This window comes from Paenibacillus sp. MZ04-78.2 (assembly GCF_024213375.1).
GTDB lineage: Bacteria > Bacillota > Bacilli > Paenibacillales > NBRC-103111 > Paenibacillus_G.
The window spans coordinates 106,587-122,932 of record NZ_JANAVJ010000008.1; the positions used below are offsets into that span (position 1 = coordinate 106,587).

Consider the following 16,346-nt stretch of genomic DNA (forward strand, 5'->3'; position numbering starts at 1 on the left):
CCTTGCTCTCAAAACCATGATCTAAAACCATATCATACATCAATTCTCAAGAGGAGGCGAATCCCCACGTTAGTGATTGCGACAATCGGCGCCAAGGGGGTTATCGTGGAACATTTTTCGAAAAGCGTTCACCCAAAGGTGGCTCTTCATCCGCGCGTCGGCTCAGCAGCCAGACCAGCCCGATTTGCAGCGCGGCCGTTGCCGCCAGCACCCAAGGAATTACCTCGCTGCCTGCGACGCTTGTAAGCCAGACAAGCAGGCCGATCGATACGACGCGCCCCCCGTTCAAGAACGTCTCGCGCATCACGACCGACTCGACGCGAAGCTGGCCCTTGAGCGGCAGCACGCCGATCAGGCGGTAGTAGTACGATGTAATCGTGTTGCCCTGCAGCGGCGCGCAGATGGAATAAATGATCATAAAAGCGATTACGGTGCCCAGCGTCAGTTTCCATAAAATGAACGCCGTGCCGATCACGAACCCTATGGTGGAGATGAACATAAAGGCCTTCGCCTTGGATTCGGTGCCGTAACGGGAAATGAACATCCCCGTGCCGATACCGACACTGGCGTACAGTACCCCCAGGTAGCCGACCAAATCTTCCCGTCCGACGATCTGAAAAAGCAAAATGTTCGGCAAAAACAGCATCAATCCCTGAAACAGACCCGTAACCGAAAAAGCGATTAGCGAATAGGTCCATTCCCGGTTTTTGCGCATCAGCAGGCCGACGTATTTCAAATAATACGCTTTATGGTGCGAAGCTTTCATCGGGATCTTGAAGCTGCCGAGCGCTGCCAGCAAAAACATGAGGAACGAGATGCCGAAAACGATCGTGTAGCCCTGCAAGCCCTCGAATTGCCGAATGAGAAATCCGGCCAAGGCCGGTCCGATCAGCCCGCCGAGCGTAAACGTGATCATATTGATCGCGAGAAAACGGATACGGTTGCGGTCCGTTGTCACGTCATACATCAAGGTCAGATAACCCACCCAATAAAACGAACTCGCGATGCCGTTCAGCACGGCAAAGAGCACATAATATTGAACCACCAGCTCCCCGGAGAAGACAACGGACAAATAAAACAGCGCAATCATCGCAATGCCCATCCGGTACGTAACCATGCGGTCCTTGCGCTTGATCATCCAGCCGCCAAGCGCGAATGCCAGCGGCGCCACCGCGTAGTTAATCGCATAGTATGCTCCGTTAATTTCGAGGCTATGGGTCAGCCGCCACAAGTACAGCGTCAAAAAGACACCCGACATCGAAGCTCCGAACTGAAAGCAAAAATGAATAAAGAGCGAGGCGACGGCCTCGGCCGACAGCCTCTTTTCTTCCGGTACCGCCGTCTTCCGCGATTCCGCCCAATGCCTGACCGCTTCTCCGAGTCGTAACCCCATCCGAGCCTGGACCGCCTCTCCCGGCAAACAGGAAGGCCCCTGCCCTCCGTTCGCTCAACATCGATTTTACGACCATTGTATCAGCGAGGACAGCCGTTTGTGAAACCGCAAACAAGCGCGATTGCAAGCGTATCCGGTCAATTTTCGCCAGCAGCGGGAGGAGGCCTCGGTCAACCTCTCGTTATTAGCCTTTTCCCCGTCCCTTGTCGGTTGGATGCACCGCTGTACCGGCCACCGGTTTATTCCAACCGAATTCCAAATCGCTCCGCTATGCCTTGCTTTCCTTCCTGCGTGATTCGCACGGCACGGCTTTGCTCCTCCCGGCGAAACCAATCCATAGCAAGCATCCGCTCAGTCAGCCCTTGCCCGAGTGCACCGGCCAAATGGTGCTCGCGCTCCGTCCAATCGAGACAGCAGCGGGAGAAAGCCCGCCGCTTCTTGCGAAGCTGTGGCAAATCTAAGCCGAAATCCGCAAAAAATGTTTCGCCGGAAGCCGTAATGTGAAGCTGCAAGCCGTCTTTCTGCAAATGTCCTGCCCTTAGCAGCGATTCCGTCATGCGTACCGCAGCTTCCCCTGCCAAATGGTCGTAGCACATCCGGGCGTGGCGCAGCTTTTTCATTTGGTCCGATTGCCGTAACGAGACGACAGGCGCCGGCCCGGCAAACGAAAGCAGTTGCTCGATCATTTCCGCATCGCTCGCCTGTGCGATCCGGTAATACCGGTGCCGGCCGTGCTTTTCTACCGTTACCATTCCGATCTCCGCCATTTTGGCCAAATGGAAGCTGGCGGTTTGCGGCGTAATTCCTGCTGCAGCTGCCAAATCCCCGGCCGGATGGCAGCGGCCGTCCAGCAGATGCAACAGGATGGCCGCCCGGGACGGGTCGCTAATCAGCGAAGCGATGGATGATACATTCCGATTCAGGCTCATCGTAAGCCTCCTTTTCATTGCATTCCACATTTCGATGATAATGGAAACGTCGATGATTTACAATGAGTTAGGAGCAGATATCCTGCATTTCCTATCGGACTATGACAACCATCGGAGGTAATGAAGCATGAACACGAAAGTATCCCCTACGGAAGCAAGCCACTTGAACATTCAGCCAAAAATCTTATACTACGGCATGCCCGTTATTCTCGCTACGACGCTGAACGAAGACGGGACGACCAACATCAGCCCCCTTTCTTCGTCCTGGGCGCTCGGACATTATCTGGTGCTCGGCATGGGCTTTGGCGGCCAAGGCATCGACAACCTGCAGCGGACGCCGGAGCTGGTCGTCAACGTTCCCGACGCCGCCATGTGGCAGCAGGTCGAAAAGCTGGGCGCGCTCACCGGAAAACATCCGGTGCCGGACTACAAAGCGCAGATGGGTTACCGCTACGAGCCGGATAAATTCACCGCAGCCGGGCTTACACCGGCCGATTCGCTGTCCGTTAAACCGCAGCGAATCACGGAATGCCCGCTGCAAATCGAATGCACCGTCAAGAAGATCACGTTCCCGGACTATGCGCCGATGTTTGCCATCGTCGAAACCGAAGCGGTGCAAATCCACGCTCACCCGGATATCGTGAAGAAGACGGGCAGCGATCATATCGACCCTTCCCGCTGGAACCCGCTGATCTACAACTTCCGTCATTACTTCGGGCTCGGCGATCGCCTGGGCAATAATTACCGCGCCGAAATCTAGCGCCAGACATTCCGCCAAAGCACAAAAAAGTCAAGGCACCGCCCGCGAGGGCAGATGCCTTGACTTTTTTACCATCTTATTTCTTCAGGCTATCCCAAGTTTGCTGGAATTCCGTCAGCATTTGATCCTTCGTTTTTTGCTTCGCGACATAGGCCTGCATCGTGGAAGCAAACTTTTTGCTGGACGCTTCGCCGCCCGGGAATTTAAACCAGTTCCAGCTTAACGTTTTGTTTTCTTTGCTGTATTTCATCAGATCGGCAGCGAGTGGTCCGAGAATTTTCTCGTCGCCTTGGATGTTGGTGAAGGCCGGGATGAACTTGAACTCTTCCACCATATACTTTTTACCCATATCCGAAGTCACGAGCCAGTTCAGGAACTTTTTCGCTTCTTCTTTGTTCGGGGAATTTTTATTGATAACCCAGTTGTTCGGCACGCCGACCAGCAGCTTGTCGTTCGCCGCAGCATCGTCGGAAATCGGCATCGGCAGGAAGCCGACCTTCAGGTTCGGGTTCGTTTGCGTCAGCTGCAATTGCGTCCAGTTGCCCTGCTGCGTCATCGCCGCTTTGCCGGTAGCAAACTCGGTCACCTGCGTTTTATAGTCGGTTTGCAGCGGGTTCTTGTTGCCGTACTGGAGCTGCAGATCGAACAGCTTCACCCAATTTTCGAACACCGGGTCGCCTGGAATTTTCGCCGTGCCTTTGTTCAGGCCATTAATGAACGCGTTCGGATCTTTCTGATAAGCGAACGGCAAGTTCACGAAGTGGTTGCCGAGCACCCACCATTCAGCGTAGCCGTCCACGAACGGCGTAACACCTTTGGCTTGCAGCTTCTTCGCCGCGTCTTCAAGCTGCGTCAACGTTTTCGGCAGCTCGGTGATACCGGCTTGGGCGAACAAGTCTTTGTTATACAGGAAGCCGTAGCCTTCCAGGTTAAGCGGCTGGCCGTACAGCTTGCCATCTTTGGTCATTGGCTCTTTGGAGACCGGCACCAGATCCTTCACCCAAGGCTGGTCGGACAAGTCTTCCAAATGCTCAATCCACTTGTCCAAATCGGAAAAGCCGCCGTTGTTGAAAATGTCCGGCTTGTCCCCGGAGTTGAACTTCGCCATCAGCGCCGCGCCGTAGTCTGCACCGCCGCCGACCGTATCGATTTGGATTTTGACGCCCGGGTTTTGTTTCTCGTACTCGGCCTTCAGCTTGGCAAGCGGTTCTGCAATTTCGACCTTGAATTGGAACATTTTCAGGGTAACATTTTTGCCGCCAGCCGCACCGCCTCCGGCGTTCGTTCCGCTTGGCGCTTCCTCTTTCTTCGCGCAGCCCGCGACGAGCGACATCAGCATAACCGCCGCCATGCCGGCGCTCGCAACCTTGTTCATTTTCATAATGTAACCTCCCTTATTTCGTACTGCTGTTTGTCTGTTCGTTTCAAATGTATTGTATAAAATGCCCCGTCTTTCGAACACGTACTATATTGAACGAAAAGGTGGAACATTTTGAACAACCGCTTACATAACCATGCTTATCAGCCTTTGACCGATCCGGCCGTAATCCCTTCGATAATAAACCGCTGCATCGACAGGAAGAAGGCGACCATCGGAATCACGCCGAGTACGAGCGCGGCAAGCGCCATATCCCATTGCTTCGTATATTGGCCGAAGAACGAATAGGTGGCCAGCGGAATCGTCCGCAGGTCCGGGCTGTTCAGCACGAGCAGCGGCAGCAGGAAGTCGTTCCAAATCCACAAGCTGTTGAGCAGTATAACCGTGACGCTCATCGGCTTCAGCAGCGGAAAAATAATTTTCCAGAACACGCCGTAGGGGCTGCAACCGTCTACGGTGGCGGATTCCTCGATTTCCCGGGGAATAGCCTTGATGAAGCCGTGATACAAAAATACGGTCAGCGAAATTCCGAAGCCGAAGTAACAGAAGATCAGTCCGAGCTTGCTGTCCATTAAGCCGACGGAGCTTGCCACCTTGACGAGCGGGATCATGATCGACTGGAACGGGATAACCATCGCCGCCACGAAGGCGAGGAACAGCAGATTGTTGAACTTCGACGGGAACCGCACCAGCCGGTAAGCAGCCATGGAACCGATCACCACAAGCCCCAGGTTGCTGAAAACGGTAATAATCAGCGAGTTCGTAAACACTTTCGGAAAGTTCATGATGTCCCACACTTTGACGTAGTTGTCAAAGTTAAGCGATTTCGGCAGATTCGCCGAATTGACCAGCAGGTCTCCGAACGATTTCATCGAGTTGACGATAACGAAATAGAACGGCACGAGGAAAAGCAGGGCAAGCACAATGGCTAACAGTTCCAGAATGAAGATGCGCAGATTATAACTTTTGGACGTATCCATTACACTTCAACCTCCTTTTTCTTCGTGACGGACACTTGAATGAGCGTAATGAGCGCCACCACGATAAAGAAAATAAAGGCCTTCGCCGTTCCTAAGCCGTAACGGTTGTTGCGGAACGCTTCTTCATAAACATTGAGCGCCACGGATTGCGTCGAGTTGAACGGTCCGCCCTGCGTCAAGGATACGTTCAGATCGTACATTTTGAACGCCCAGGAGATCGTCAGAAACAAGCACACGGTAACCGATGGCATAATCATCGGGATCGTAATGTGGCGCAGCGCCTGCCAGCGGGTGGCCCCGTCGATGGTCGCCGCTTCCGTCAGCTCCTTCGGCACGTTCGCCAAACCGGCGATATAAATGACCATCAAATAACCGGCCGTCTGCCATACGCTGACGATAATGAGTCCCCAGAACGCCGTCGGGGCATCCCCGAGCCACGGAAGCTGGAAGAAGGCGATTTGGGTCAGCTCGCCAATGGTCGAGAACCCTTTGATGAAAATAAATTGCCAGATGAAGCCGAGCAGCAGCCCGCCGATGACATTCGGCAGGAAGAAGACCGTCCGCAGCACGTTCCGCGTTTTGAGCGCCTGGGACAGCAGCAGCGCCAGACCGAAGCCGAGCAGATTCGCCAGCAGGACGTTCGTCATGGTGAACCGCGTCGTAAACCAGAACGCTTTATGGAAATCTTGATCCGCCGTCAGGATCGTTTTGAAATTGTCGAGGCCGATCCATTTGACGTTCGACGTGACCCCGTTCCATTCCGTAAACGAATAAACCATGCTCATCAGAAACGGAACAAGGACAATGAGGCTGAAGAACAGAAAGGCCGGGCCGACAAAGACGAATTGCTGGAGCGTGCCGGATAGCCGCTGTTTCGTTTTCATGGATTTTCCCCCTTTATTTCTTACCATTTGCAGGCCAAGCTGAAAGTATACCCCCAGTATATAAGCCTCAAAAAGCAAAGAACACGCACTCTGGTGACGTATCAGGTGGAATTTATTGACCTCAACTGGTACAATAATGGCGCCGACTTTTGCATGGAGGGAATCGCGATGATCCGTAACAGCATCCGGAATAAACTGATTGTGTTTCTACTTGCGGCCACCATATTGCCGATTTCCACTTCCATCGTCATGACGTACTATTTTACGAAGCAAAATATAACCCGGGAAACGCTCCAGACGAATTCCAACCTGATCTATCAAGGCAAAACGAACATTATTAATTATTTGAACGGCATTCATCAGGCCTCGCTCACGGTGTATAACGATATTGATTTTTATGGAGCGATCGAAGCCGGGGCTTCCGATTACACGAGCCGCAACGAAATCGTCCGGGGCCTCCAGAGCATCGCTAATACCGTGAAGGATATCCAGCAGGTATACTTGTACATCGCCGAAACGGATAAATCGTACCTGTGGACCCAAGGGAACATTTACCGCAACGAAACGAACGAGCCGAAATTCATTCCCCCCGTCAGTTGGACGGAGAATGTCACTTTGGAGCCGACGCACCTGAGCCATTGGTACGGCACGAGCGGCTTCGGCCCGTTGCCTCCGTCTCCCGCGATCAGCCTGCACCGGAAGGTTGTCAATGCCGTGACCATGAAAAACTTCGGCATTTTATCCATAGACTTTAACATGGGCATGCTCTCTTCCATCTGCGAGCAGCTTTATCAACAGGGGGAAGAGCAGCTTTATATTTTGGACAATCAAGGCCGCGTTGTTTACGGCCCTGGGGCGGCCGGAACCCGGATCGACGAGCCTTGGGTGACCCATCTGCTCAGCTTGTCCGAACCGAGCGGAAGCTTCGAATCGGACAGCGACGAATTCAAGGGCATTCAACTGTACGAGCGCATGACGACGCCATATATGGAATGGACGCTCGTCAAGCGGATTCCGTATGACCGGCTGTACAGCAACGCCAGACAGCTGACGGAAATCAACACGCTCATTTTGATCGGGTTCCTTGTGGTGGTCATTTCGGCCACGCTGTACATTTCGTTCCGCTTTACTGCGCCGATCAAAAGGCTGATCGGATATATCGGAAAAATTCAATCCGGTAACATGCAGGTCGATATTCACGTCAAAGGAAACGACGAGTTCGGCATTCTCGCGAATCGCTTCCGCATTATGATGCAGACGATCAACAACTTGATCACGCAGGAGTACAAGCTGGAGCTGGCCAACAAGACGAATCAGTTGAAGGCGCTACAGGCGCAAATTAATCCGCACTTCTTGTACAACTCGCTGCAATCGATCGGAACGCTTGCCTTGCAGCACGATGCGCCGCGGATTTATTCGCTTCTATCGTCGCTGGCCAAGATGATGCGCTACAGCATGAATACCAGCGTTGCCATCGTTCCGTTTGACAGCGAAGTAAAGCATGTCCGTTCCTATATGGAGCTGCAAGTGCAGCGCTTTGAGCATCAATTAACCGTGGAGTACGACATTGACGCAGACACCCTTCAGGTCCCTGTACCCAAGATGATCCTGCAGCCGATTGTGGAAAACTACTTTAAGCATGGATTCGACGCGGGACAAAATACGGGAAAATTGCTGATCGCAAGCCGCGTGGCGGAAGACGGACGCATGGAAGTGACAGTGGCGGACAATGGGAAAGGGATCGCGGAGGAAGAGCTGCAGCGCCTGAAAGCGAAACTCAGTTCGCCATCAGAGCATCTGCAAGAAGAGGACAGCATCGGACTGATCAATGTGGTATCGCGTCTGCGGCTCTATTACAACCATGAAGCGGACATGAGGGTCGAGCATCATAAGCCTTACGGCGTTAAGGTAACGATCCTCATGCCCATGCATATGAAGGAGAACGGGGATATATGAAAGCCATCATCGTCGATGATGAAAAGCACGTGCGGGAAGCAATCAAGCTGCTCGTCCGATGGAGCGACTTCGGCATCGATCAGGTGCTGGAAGCCCAGGACGGGCTGGATGCCGTCCGCCAAATCGAGGAGCATCGGCCGCAGCTCATCTTTACGGACATGATGATGCCCGTCAAGAGCGGTATGGAGCTGATGGAATGGCTGCAAAGCCAATACCCGTCCGGCAAAACAATCGTCATCAGCGGGCACGACGAATTCGAGCTTGTCCGGCATGCGGTTCAATACGGCGGCGTCGATTACATCTTAAAGCCCATCGATCACGAGCAACTGGCTTCCGCGGTGGAGAAAGCGGTATCCGCCATCCGGCGCGAAGAATCGGAGCGCCGCCTGCAGCAGGCGCGCAATATCGAAATGAATCAGCTGAAGCCGGTCTATTGGGACAAAATATTGTCCAACCTGCTGACCGAGCCGAAGCTGTATGCCCAGCACGCCAAAGCCTTGGACGCAGAGTTCGGGCTTGGACCTGCGGTAAAAGAGTGCCGGATCGCCATCTTGAGCCTGGATACGATAAGCCTCAGCTTCAAGGACAAGTTTATGGCCGATTACGAGCTGCTCTTTTTCTCGCTCACGAACATCTGCAACGAGCTGCTGTCCGCGCGCGCGTCCGGAGGCCCCCGGCAAGGCATCGCCTACCGGTATTGGAACAGAGACAGCGAAGCGATCCTGCTGCTTTACGGTGAACTGGACCAGACGCAAGCATTGCTTGAACGCATTCGGGAAGGCATCCGGGACACGTTCCGCAGCTCCTTCGATACGGGCGTCAGCCGGGTGCAGCTGTTTCCCGAAGGACTGACGGCCGCCTATCTTGAAGCCAGGCAGGTGCTTCGCAGACGGAATCTGCTGATCCGGGAGAAGCGCACGCTGATCGCCGGACCCGCAGCGGCGGCGTCAAGCAGCCGGCAGCTTTCTTTTACGGATTACGCCGAACCGATCCGGCTCTCGGTGCAAAGCGGCAGCGAGGAGCAGATCCGCCGCGCGGTCGCCGCGTGGTTCGCGAACGTGCGCAAGCTGGATTGTATCGACATGGAGCAACTGGAACATTGGTGGCATGAGTACAATGTGGTGCGCAGCCGCTGGCAGGCCGAGCTGTTCGAGGGCGACGGGTTCCGCGGCGAGGAGGAGCACAGCGCGTCGTTCGTCGTTCCGCTGGACGAGGAAGGCTTTCTGTCCCTCGACCGCTGGGAGCAGCAGCTCGTCCGCAGCTTTTCCGAGCTCTCGCGGCTGCTGCTGTCGCATCAGCGGCAGGATAGCAACGTTATATTTGAAATTGCCAAATTTATTCAGAATCATTACCATCAGGACATTACGCTGCAGGAAATCGCCAACCATTTTTACTTGAGCCGCGAATATATTTCCCGTAAGTTCAAGCAGGAATTTCATGTGAATTTATCCGATTACATCAGCGGCATCCGCATCGATAAAGCGAAGCTGCTGCTTTTGAACCCGAATCTTCGCATTTCCCAGATCGCAGCCATGGTCGGCTACGACGACGAGAAATATTTCAGCAAAGTGTTCAAGAAGACGGTTGGCGTCTCTCCTAACGAGTACAGGAAGGTGAACCAACCATGAGTGACGGACAGATAATCAACCAGCCGGCCGATGCCGGAGGGCGCCTGCGGCCGCTGGCGACGCAATTCTTGTTTTTCAAGTAATATTCACATATTTAGCGTTTTCTTTTGCCAATCGGTTGGTTATAATATAGGCGGGAGGTGCTGAGTACATGTCAGTCACATTTTGGATCGTGATCCTTGTTTTTCTTATGTTTATCGTCTCGATGCTTACAGCCTCATACAATGATGACAAAACCAAGGGACTTTAATCATACGCTTCCTTCGCCTGCGGGTTGAAAGACTCGGCTTCCGAATCAATCAAGGTAGGTTACAGCACCTGATTGCATTTGCGGCCGACATCTTTCAACCCGTTTTCGCGCTTCGCGGATACATTCTGTATCTATCCCCATAAAAAAAAGAACCCCCGGCTAACGTGTGTCTTCATTCTCCTCCGCAGCTGGCTGCGAAATCTGGCCAAGGGTTATCGGACTGCTGCTGAACTTTTGCCAATCGAGCGGATTGAGCCCAAGCTGCCTCATGATTTCATGGATTTCCAAATGTATAACGTTTTCATTTTCAGTAGTCATTGTGATTCGCTCCATCCGACAAGTCCACCTCTATATAGTTATGTTTTTGTATGAGCTTGACCGAAAAATCTAAAAATCCTTTACACGCATTCTAGCATAGCAAGCGTTACAGAATGGTTACAAAAATTAAAGAATTCATAAATTTTCCTTTTGCTTTATTAAATTTTGGCTAAACATTTGATATAATATCCAAAGACCTAGTCCTGTTAGACTAATTTTAATGAAAACTCAAATCCAACTGGGGGACTTTGGGCTTATGGCATTTTTCATTTCCGCCGATTCTCTGATGTATTACGAACTTTACGAGTGCCCCGCGAAGGGAGCGAAAACTTTGGTTATGATCCACAGCGCCGGATTGAACTCCACCTTCTGGCAGTCCATTGTCCCGCTTCTCGAATGGCGTTATTCCATCCTCTTGTACGATTTAAACGGCCACGGACAAAGCAGTGAAAGACACACGGACATTTCATGGGAGCTGCTGACCGGAGAACTCCATGCTCTGCTGCACTTTCTTAGATTGGAGCGTGTCACCCTGCTGGGTCACGACTTCGGGGCACACCTCGCCATCCAATTCGCATCGGCGTACGGCTCAATGGTTGAAAGCCTCATTCTGATCTCGCCGTTCGCCCACCTTCCGCTTACCTCACTTCATAAAGAATACAAGCTGCGCATCTCCCTCGCCAAGAAACTGGCCCGTCCAACGCTTGGGGAAGCTATGGCGAAGCGCATGTCTGTCAAGCATATGGATACGGTCTTGATGCAGCGAATCGTGCAAGCCTTTGAACGGGTCCATTTCCCCACCTATGTTCAAATGCTGGAACTCGCGACAAAGCCCGTATTTCTAAAAGATTTCCTCGTCCTCCAAAAGCCTTCGCTGCTGCTCTCCGGCGAGCAGGACCCTGTCTTTACGCCGGCGCTGGCCGGTCTGACGCATGCGCAGTTGGAGACGACGGCCTTCTTGGTCGTCCCGGACGCCTCAAGCCTGCTGTTCGTCGATCAGCCGATTTATTCGTCCGACTGGATCGATGCCTTTATCCGCAAGCCGTTTTCCGGACAACGCAATAATGCCATAAACCGCGAGCTGCGGCAGCACGTGCGGCAATTGACCAAACAGGGCTATGAGCATTGGGGCGGCAACCGGATTCGCATCCGCTGCTTGGGCAAGTTCGAGGTCTGCCTGAACGACCGGATCGTGCCGGACGGCTGGAATACCCGGTACGCCAAAAGCCTGATGATCTATCTGGCCTTTCATCCGACCGCTACGCGGGAGCAGCTGTGCGAAGCTCTCTTCCCGGAAGTCGAGCACCCGAATGCGCTGCGGAATTTGCGGGTCTATTTAAGCCACTTCTCCAAACTGCTGGAAACGAATGATACGGAGAAGCCGTGCGTGACCATCGGAAGAGATGTCGTGAAGCTTCATTATCTTGTCGATTGCGATTTAATGGAATTTCTGAACGATCTGCAGCAGGTCGCCGCGGAGCAGGATAACGAGGTGAAGTACGGGCTGTGCGAAGATTTGCTTAGCCGGCTCAGCGGCAAGCTCTTGCCGGGATGTTACGATCCTTTTGCTTTATCGCTGAAAGAAAAAGTCGAGCAGCTATGGGAAGGCATCACCTTATGGGCGGCCGACTATTGCATGCTGACCGAAAGAAGCGGCCAAGCGATTCCATTCCTGCTCAGCGGACTACAGCACGGCATGGCGGACGAAACCTTGTATTATGACCGGTTGATCTCCATTTATCAGCAGAACGGCAACGCCAAAGAGCTGCGCAAATGGGTCCGTAAAAAAAGAAGCAGCTTATCCGCGCCCCCGGCGGAGGAAAAGCTGTAACGCCGCTTCGATAGACGGAAAAGCACGGCCGGCGTCCCTTACGGAACGTTCCGGCCGTGCTTTTCCAGTTGCGGATTATCCCTGCGTGGCTGCGCGAATTACCCTTTCAATAGATGCATCTCGCCCAGACATTCGTTGCAAATGTGTCTTTCCTTAAAATCGGTCACTTGCTCCATCGAGCCGCAAAATACGCAGCGTGGACGATACCTCTCCAGAATGATATGATCACCGCTTACCAATATTTCAACAGGATCGCCTTCGTTCATTTGGTATCTTTTGCGCAGCGACTTCGGAAGTACAATTCTGCCGAGTTGGTCGACTTTTCTTACTACTCCTGCCGGTTTCATCATCAATTCACCTCACTTTCGCACGATTACACTTGCCCTCCATATAGTTCGACGCTGATGTCAAAATTCCTTCCCAAAATTGCGAGTTTTCTCGGTTGATTTCGATAAGAGTCGCATTTTTGCAACGAATAGGCCAAGCTTCAGGACAATTCTGGAAATCCGGTCTGCCGGAGCGCTTCGAACAGAACAATCGCCGCGGCGTTGGACAAGTTCAACGAACGGACGGCGTCCGTCATCGGCAGCCGCATCAACGAATCCGGGTGCTCTGCCAAAATCTCGGGAGCAAGCCCTTTCGTTTCTTTGCCGAATACCAGAAAATCGCCGTCTTGAAATGTCAAATCCGTGTAAACTTTAGACGCCTTGGTCGTAGCAAAAAAGAAACGGCCGTCCTTGTATTTGTCCTTTACTTCCTGAAACGAATCGTGATACTCCAGCTTGACAGCGTGCCAATAGTCCAGTCCGGCCCGCTTGAGGGTCCGGTCGTCCGTGTCGAAGCCGAGCGGACGGACCAAGTGCAGCCAAGTGCCGGTAGCGGCGCACGTTCTGGAGATATTCCCCGTGTTGGCCGGTATTTCCGGCTCTACCAGTACGATATGAAAAGCCATGCTGCTCCTTTTTCCTCCCGAATGCCTTTTTTAATTTTACATACGTTTTACCTGTTCTTAATACGAAGATGATAGTGGCCTGAGATAATGAATTCATCCAAGCGACTACAAAGGAGACTATCCGAAAATGATGAAGAAGAAAATTCTTGTCGTCGACGACGAACCTTCAATTTCGATGCTCATAGAATTCAACCTGAAGCTGGTCGGCTTCGAAGTGCATTGCGTCTACGACGGCGAAGCGGTATTCCAGGCGATTCAGCATTTCCGCCCCGATCTGATCGTGCTCGACCTGATGCTGCCCAAGATGGACGGCATTCAAGTGTGCCGGAAGCTGCGCGGCCAGAACAATCTCGTGCCGATCATTATGCTGACGGCGATGCAGGACTTGTCCGACAAAATCGCAGGGCTCGATAACGGCGCCGACGATTACATGACGAAGCCTTTCAGCCCGCAAGAGCTCATTTCGCGGATTCAAGCGATCCTGCGCCGCATTCAAACTTTGCCTTCCGCAAGCCCGAACACGCCGGTCTCCATCGGGCAGATCGTCATCCAGCCCGATCAGCGGGAAGTGAAGATCAAGGGCAAGCCGATCGAGCTGACGCCCAAAGAATTCGATCTGCTGCTCTTTCTGTGCAAGCACCGCGGCAAAGTGCTCAGCCGCCAGCAGCTGCTGCACGGCGTCTGGGATTATCATTTCCTTGGCGATACGCGGATCGTCGACGTGCATATCAGCCATTTGCGCGACAAAATTGAGACCAACGCGCGCAACCCTGAATATATCGTAACCATTCGCAATGTCGGTTACAAATTGGCCGAGCCTGCCATGAAGGAATCTTACGCCTAATATTCGATACAACGAGCGCCGCCCAAGCTTGCCGCGGCGTTCTTGCCATATTCGCGCCGTACAAAAAGCAGCCTTCGCTCGGCTTCATGCCGTGGCGAAAGCTGCCGGACGGGTTCGATTACCCGTTGCGTTTTTGGAAATCAACCATGAATTCGGCCAGCGCGGCGCAAGCTTCGTAAGGAACCGCATTGTAAGCGGAAGCGCGAATGCCTCCAACGCTGCGGTGACCGGCCAAACCGACGAAGTTGTTCTTCTCCGATTCCTTGACGAAGGCTTTCTCCAGCTCTTCGCTCGGCAGGCGGAACGTAACGTTCATGATCGAGCGGCTGTCCGGGGCGATGTTTCCGGTATAGAATCCGCCCGATGCATCGATGACATCGTAGAGCAGCTTCGTTTTGGCGACGTTCTGCTTCTCCATCGCCTCTACCCCGCCGTTCTCCTTCACCCATTTTAGCATCAGGTTAACGACATAGATCGAATGTACGGGAGGCGTGTTATACAGCGACTGATTTTTGGCATGCGTCGTATAGCGCAGCATGACGGGTACATGCTTCGGCTCTTCCTGGAGCAGATCGTCGCGGATGACCGCAACGGTTACGCCGGCAGGACCGAGGTTTTTTTGCGCCCCCGCATAAATCATCGCGAATTTATGGGCATCGATCGGACGGCTCAAAATGCCGCTGGTCATATCGCCGATCAGCGGAATGTCTCCGGTTTCCGGAATGTCGGACCATTGGGAGCCTTCGATCGTATTGTTCGTTGTCATATGCACGTAAGCGGAGTTCGGATCGATCCGAAGTTCTCCGGCTTTCGGCAGACTTCTCCAGTTCGTTTCTTTATTGGAGGCGGTGATGACCGCTTCCCCGACAATTCGGGCATCCTGATAGGCCTTCTCGGAAAAGCTACCCGTTACGAGGTAGCTCCCGACCTTGCCAGGCTTCAGGAAGTTGAGCGGAATCATTGAAAATTGCATGCTGGCGCCGCCGCCCAAAAATAGTACCTGATAGCCGGACGACAAACCGAGCAGTTCGAGCATCAGCTCTTGGGTTTCACGGTTCAGCGCTTCATATTCCTTGCTGCGGTGGGAGATCTCCGTCAGCGACATGCCGATGCTGTTGTAATCGACGAACGTTTCCTGAGCTTTCTGCAGCACTTCGAGCGGGAGCGCAGCCGGGCCGGGATTGAAGTTGTAAGCGCGCTTGGACATGTTTAAAACCCCTTCGCTTTTCATATGATATGGCTATGATAGCAAAGGTTGCATCGTCGCATCAAGTGTAAGTTTCTTGAACATCCGAAAGGAGAGAAGACTCCAATGGAAGAGAAGACTCCAATGGAATCGTCCGACCGCCTGTTCGTCGCCGTCCCAGCTCCGCCGTCCGTAATTTCCTCCGCCGAGTCCTGGGTCCTGCGACTGAAGGACCAGATCGTCTTCGCCAAATGGGTCCATCCTCAGGATTTGCATCTTACTTTGCAGTTTCTCGGCGACGTTGCGCGGAACCGGATCGATCGAATCGCGCAAGCAGTCGAACAAGCGGCTGTGGGCGCAGCTCCCTTCTCGCTTCATTTTCAAGGCTTGGGAGTATTCGGCAAGCCGAGTGCTCCGTCGGTGCTGTGGGCCGGGGTGCAGGGAGAAGTGGAGAAATTAGGGCAGCTTCAACGCCAGATAGAGGACATGATGACAACGCTGGGGTTCGTAGCGGAAAACCGTCCGTATAAACCGCATTTGACGCTGGCCAGAAAATTTACAGGTCCGGCCGGAAGCCAAGCTGCAATGCTGGACATTGCGCTGCCCGACGAATGGCAGACGCCTTGGCGGGTCAAGGAGACCGCTCTTTATCGCAGCCGCTTGGGCAGCCGTCCGATGTACGAGCGTGTCGCCTCGTTTCCTCTCGGCTGAAAGAACGCGAACAAACGGTGAGCTTGGCAGAGGAAAGGCAGCAGGACATCGTACCCTGAGGCAGGGCCTATTCGTCGGTCTCATCCGGCGGGTCCGTATCTTCGGGCGGAGGATCGGGCTCCTCAATGGTCAAAAACTCCATGGCTTTCATCGGATTTATGCCTAACTGACGCAGCAAATCTCGAATATCGAGCAATATGGTTTTGTCCATAGCTACCTCTCTTCAATGGTTATCCTCAGGGTCTCCTTGTCTATGCTTATGTATTGTAACGGAATGTTCATCTTTTTTGATAGTCTAAAATGGTTATTTTATCGACTCTAAAGTTTTTTTTAGCAGGTCTGTCAA

General features: G+C 53.1%; 16 protein-coding genes. 6 read left to right on the forward strand and 10 right to left on the reverse strand.

Annotation, left to right across the window (positions count from 1 at the left end; all coding sequences use genetic code 11):
- Window positions 1–100: 100 nt before the first annotated feature.
- Together NLX71_RS08905 and NLX71_RS08910 are read right to left on the reverse strand one after the other, a co-directional pair.
- Window positions 101–1,393: an MFS transporter gene (locus tag NLX71_RS08905; protein ID WP_254363260.1), complete on the reverse strand. Its 1,293-nt coding sequence runs from the start codon at window positions 1,391–1,393 to the stop codon at window positions 101–103.
- A 239-nt stretch (window positions 1,394–1,632) separates the two neighbouring features.
- Window positions 1,633–2,316 carry an ArsR/SmtB family transcription factor gene (locus NLX71_RS08910; protein ID WP_254363318.1) on the reverse strand — a complete coding sequence of 228 codons (684 nt, stop codon included), beginning with the start codon at window positions 2,314–2,316 and terminating at the stop codon, window positions 1,633–1,635.
- A 133-nt stretch (window positions 2,317–2,449) separates the two neighbouring features.
- Here NLX71_RS08910 and NLX71_RS08915 point away from each other — a divergent pair, with 133 nt between their 5' ends.
- Window positions 2,450–3,082: a flavin reductase family protein gene (locus tag NLX71_RS08915; protein WP_254363261.1), complete on the forward strand. Its 633-nt coding sequence runs from the start codon at window positions 2,450–2,452 to the stop codon at window positions 3,080–3,082.
- A gap of 76 nt (window positions 3,083–3,158) precedes the next feature.
- Here NLX71_RS08915 and NLX71_RS08920 read toward each other — a convergent pair whose 3' ends face one another.
- The 3 genes from NLX71_RS08920 to NLX71_RS08930 all read right to left on the reverse strand — a co-directional run bounded on the left by NLX71_RS08920 (window position 3,159) and on the right by NLX71_RS08930 (window position 6,324).
- Window positions 3,159–4,457 carry an ABC transporter substrate-binding protein gene (locus NLX71_RS08920; RefSeq protein ID WP_254363319.1) on the reverse strand — a complete coding sequence of 433 codons (1,299 nt, stop codon included), beginning with the start codon at window positions 4,455–4,457 and terminating at the stop codon, window positions 3,159–3,161.
- Window positions 4,458–4,603: 146 nt separating this feature from the next.
- On the reverse strand, window positions 4,604–5,440 hold the full coding sequence (locus NLX71_RS08925; RefSeq protein ID WP_254363262.1) for a carbohydrate ABC transporter permease: 837 nt from the start codon (window positions 5,438–5,440) through the stop codon (window positions 4,604–4,606).
- Entirely contained in the window at window positions 5,440–6,324 is an 885-nt protein-coding gene (locus NLX71_RS08930; protein WP_254363263.1) for a carbohydrate ABC transporter permease, read from the reverse strand. The genes NLX71_RS08925 and NLX71_RS08930 overlap by 1 nt, the downstream gene beginning before the upstream one ends.
- 105 nt (window positions 6,325–6,429) lie before the next feature.
- On the opposite strand from NLX71_RS08930, the gene NLX71_RS08935 reads away from it, so the two are divergent.
- Both NLX71_RS08935 and NLX71_RS08940 read left to right on the forward strand, forming a co-directional pair.
- Window positions 6,430–8,280 carry a cache domain-containing sensor histidine kinase gene (locus NLX71_RS08935; protein ID WP_254363264.1) on the forward strand — a complete coding sequence of 617 codons (1,851 nt, stop codon included), beginning with the start codon at window positions 6,430–6,432 and terminating at the stop codon, window positions 8,278–8,280.
- Complete coding sequence (locus NLX71_RS08940) at window positions 8,277–9,908, forward strand: response regulator (protein ID WP_254363265.1); 1,632 nt, start codon at window positions 8,277–8,279, stop codon at window positions 9,906–9,908. Before NLX71_RS08935 ends, NLX71_RS08940 begins: the two co-directional genes overlap by 4 nt.
- A 409-nt stretch (window positions 9,909–10,317) precedes the next feature.
- Here NLX71_RS08940 and NLX71_RS08945 read toward each other — a convergent pair whose 3' ends face one another.
- The gene (locus NLX71_RS08945; RefSeq protein WP_254363266.1) at window positions 10,318–10,491 is read right to left on the reverse strand and encodes a hypothetical protein; all 174 of its coding nucleotides are present in this window, start codon (window positions 10,489–10,491) and stop codon (window positions 10,318–10,320) included.
- A 241-nt stretch (window positions 10,492–10,732) separates the two neighbouring features.
- Here NLX71_RS08945 and NLX71_RS08950 point away from each other — a divergent pair, with 241 nt between their 5' ends.
- On the forward strand, window positions 10,733–12,307 hold the full coding sequence (locus NLX71_RS08950; RefSeq protein ID WP_254363267.1) for an alpha/beta hydrolase: 1,575 nt from the start codon (window positions 10,733–10,735) through the stop codon (window positions 12,305–12,307).
- Window positions 12,308–12,405: 98 nt separating this feature from the next.
- On the opposite strand, the gene NLX71_RS08955 is transcribed toward NLX71_RS08950, so the two are convergent.
- Window positions 12,406–12,654 (reverse strand): AbrB/MazE/SpoVT family DNA-binding domain-containing protein, encoded by a 249-nt coding sequence (locus NLX71_RS08955; protein ID WP_254363320.1) that lies wholly within the window; start codon window positions 12,652–12,654, stop codon window positions 12,406–12,408.
- A 140-nt stretch (window positions 12,655–12,794) separates the two neighbouring features.
- A complete protein-coding gene (trmL, locus tag NLX71_RS08960) occupies window positions 12,795–13,259 on the reverse strand; it encodes a tRNA (uridine(34)/cytosine(34)/5-carboxymethylaminomethyluridine(34)-2'-O)-methyltransferase TrmL (RefSeq protein ID WP_054977773.1) in 465 nt (154 codons plus the stop codon).
- A 127-nt stretch (window positions 13,260–13,386) separates the two neighbouring features.
- Here trmL and NLX71_RS08965 point away from each other — a divergent pair, with 127 nt between their 5' ends.
- Window positions 13,387–14,103 (forward strand): response regulator transcription factor, encoded by a 717-nt coding sequence (locus NLX71_RS08965; protein WP_302058141.1) that lies wholly within the window; start codon window positions 13,387–13,389, stop codon window positions 14,101–14,103.
- Window positions 14,104–14,221: 118 nt separating this feature from the next.
- Here the strand turns inward: NLX71_RS08965 and serC are convergent, their stop codons facing one another.
- Entirely contained in the window at window positions 14,222–15,310 is a 1,089-nt protein-coding gene (serC, locus tag NLX71_RS08970) for a 3-phosphoserine/phosphohydroxythreonine transaminase (protein ID WP_254363268.1), read from the reverse strand.
- A gap of 105 nt (window positions 15,311–15,415) precedes the next feature.
- Between serC and thpR the strand changes: the two genes are divergently transcribed.
- On the forward strand, window positions 15,416–16,000 hold the full coding sequence (gene thpR / locus NLX71_RS08975) for an RNA 2',3'-cyclic phosphodiesterase (protein WP_254363269.1): 585 nt from the start codon (window positions 15,416–15,418) through the stop codon (window positions 15,998–16,000).
- A gap of 67 nt (window positions 16,001–16,067) precedes the next feature.
- On the opposite strand, the gene NLX71_RS08980 is transcribed toward thpR, so the two are convergent.
- A complete protein-coding gene (locus tag NLX71_RS08980; protein WP_254363270.1) occupies window positions 16,068–16,211 on the reverse strand; it encodes a hypothetical protein in 144 nt (47 codons plus the stop codon).
- Window positions 16,212–16,346: the final 135 nt, after the last annotated feature.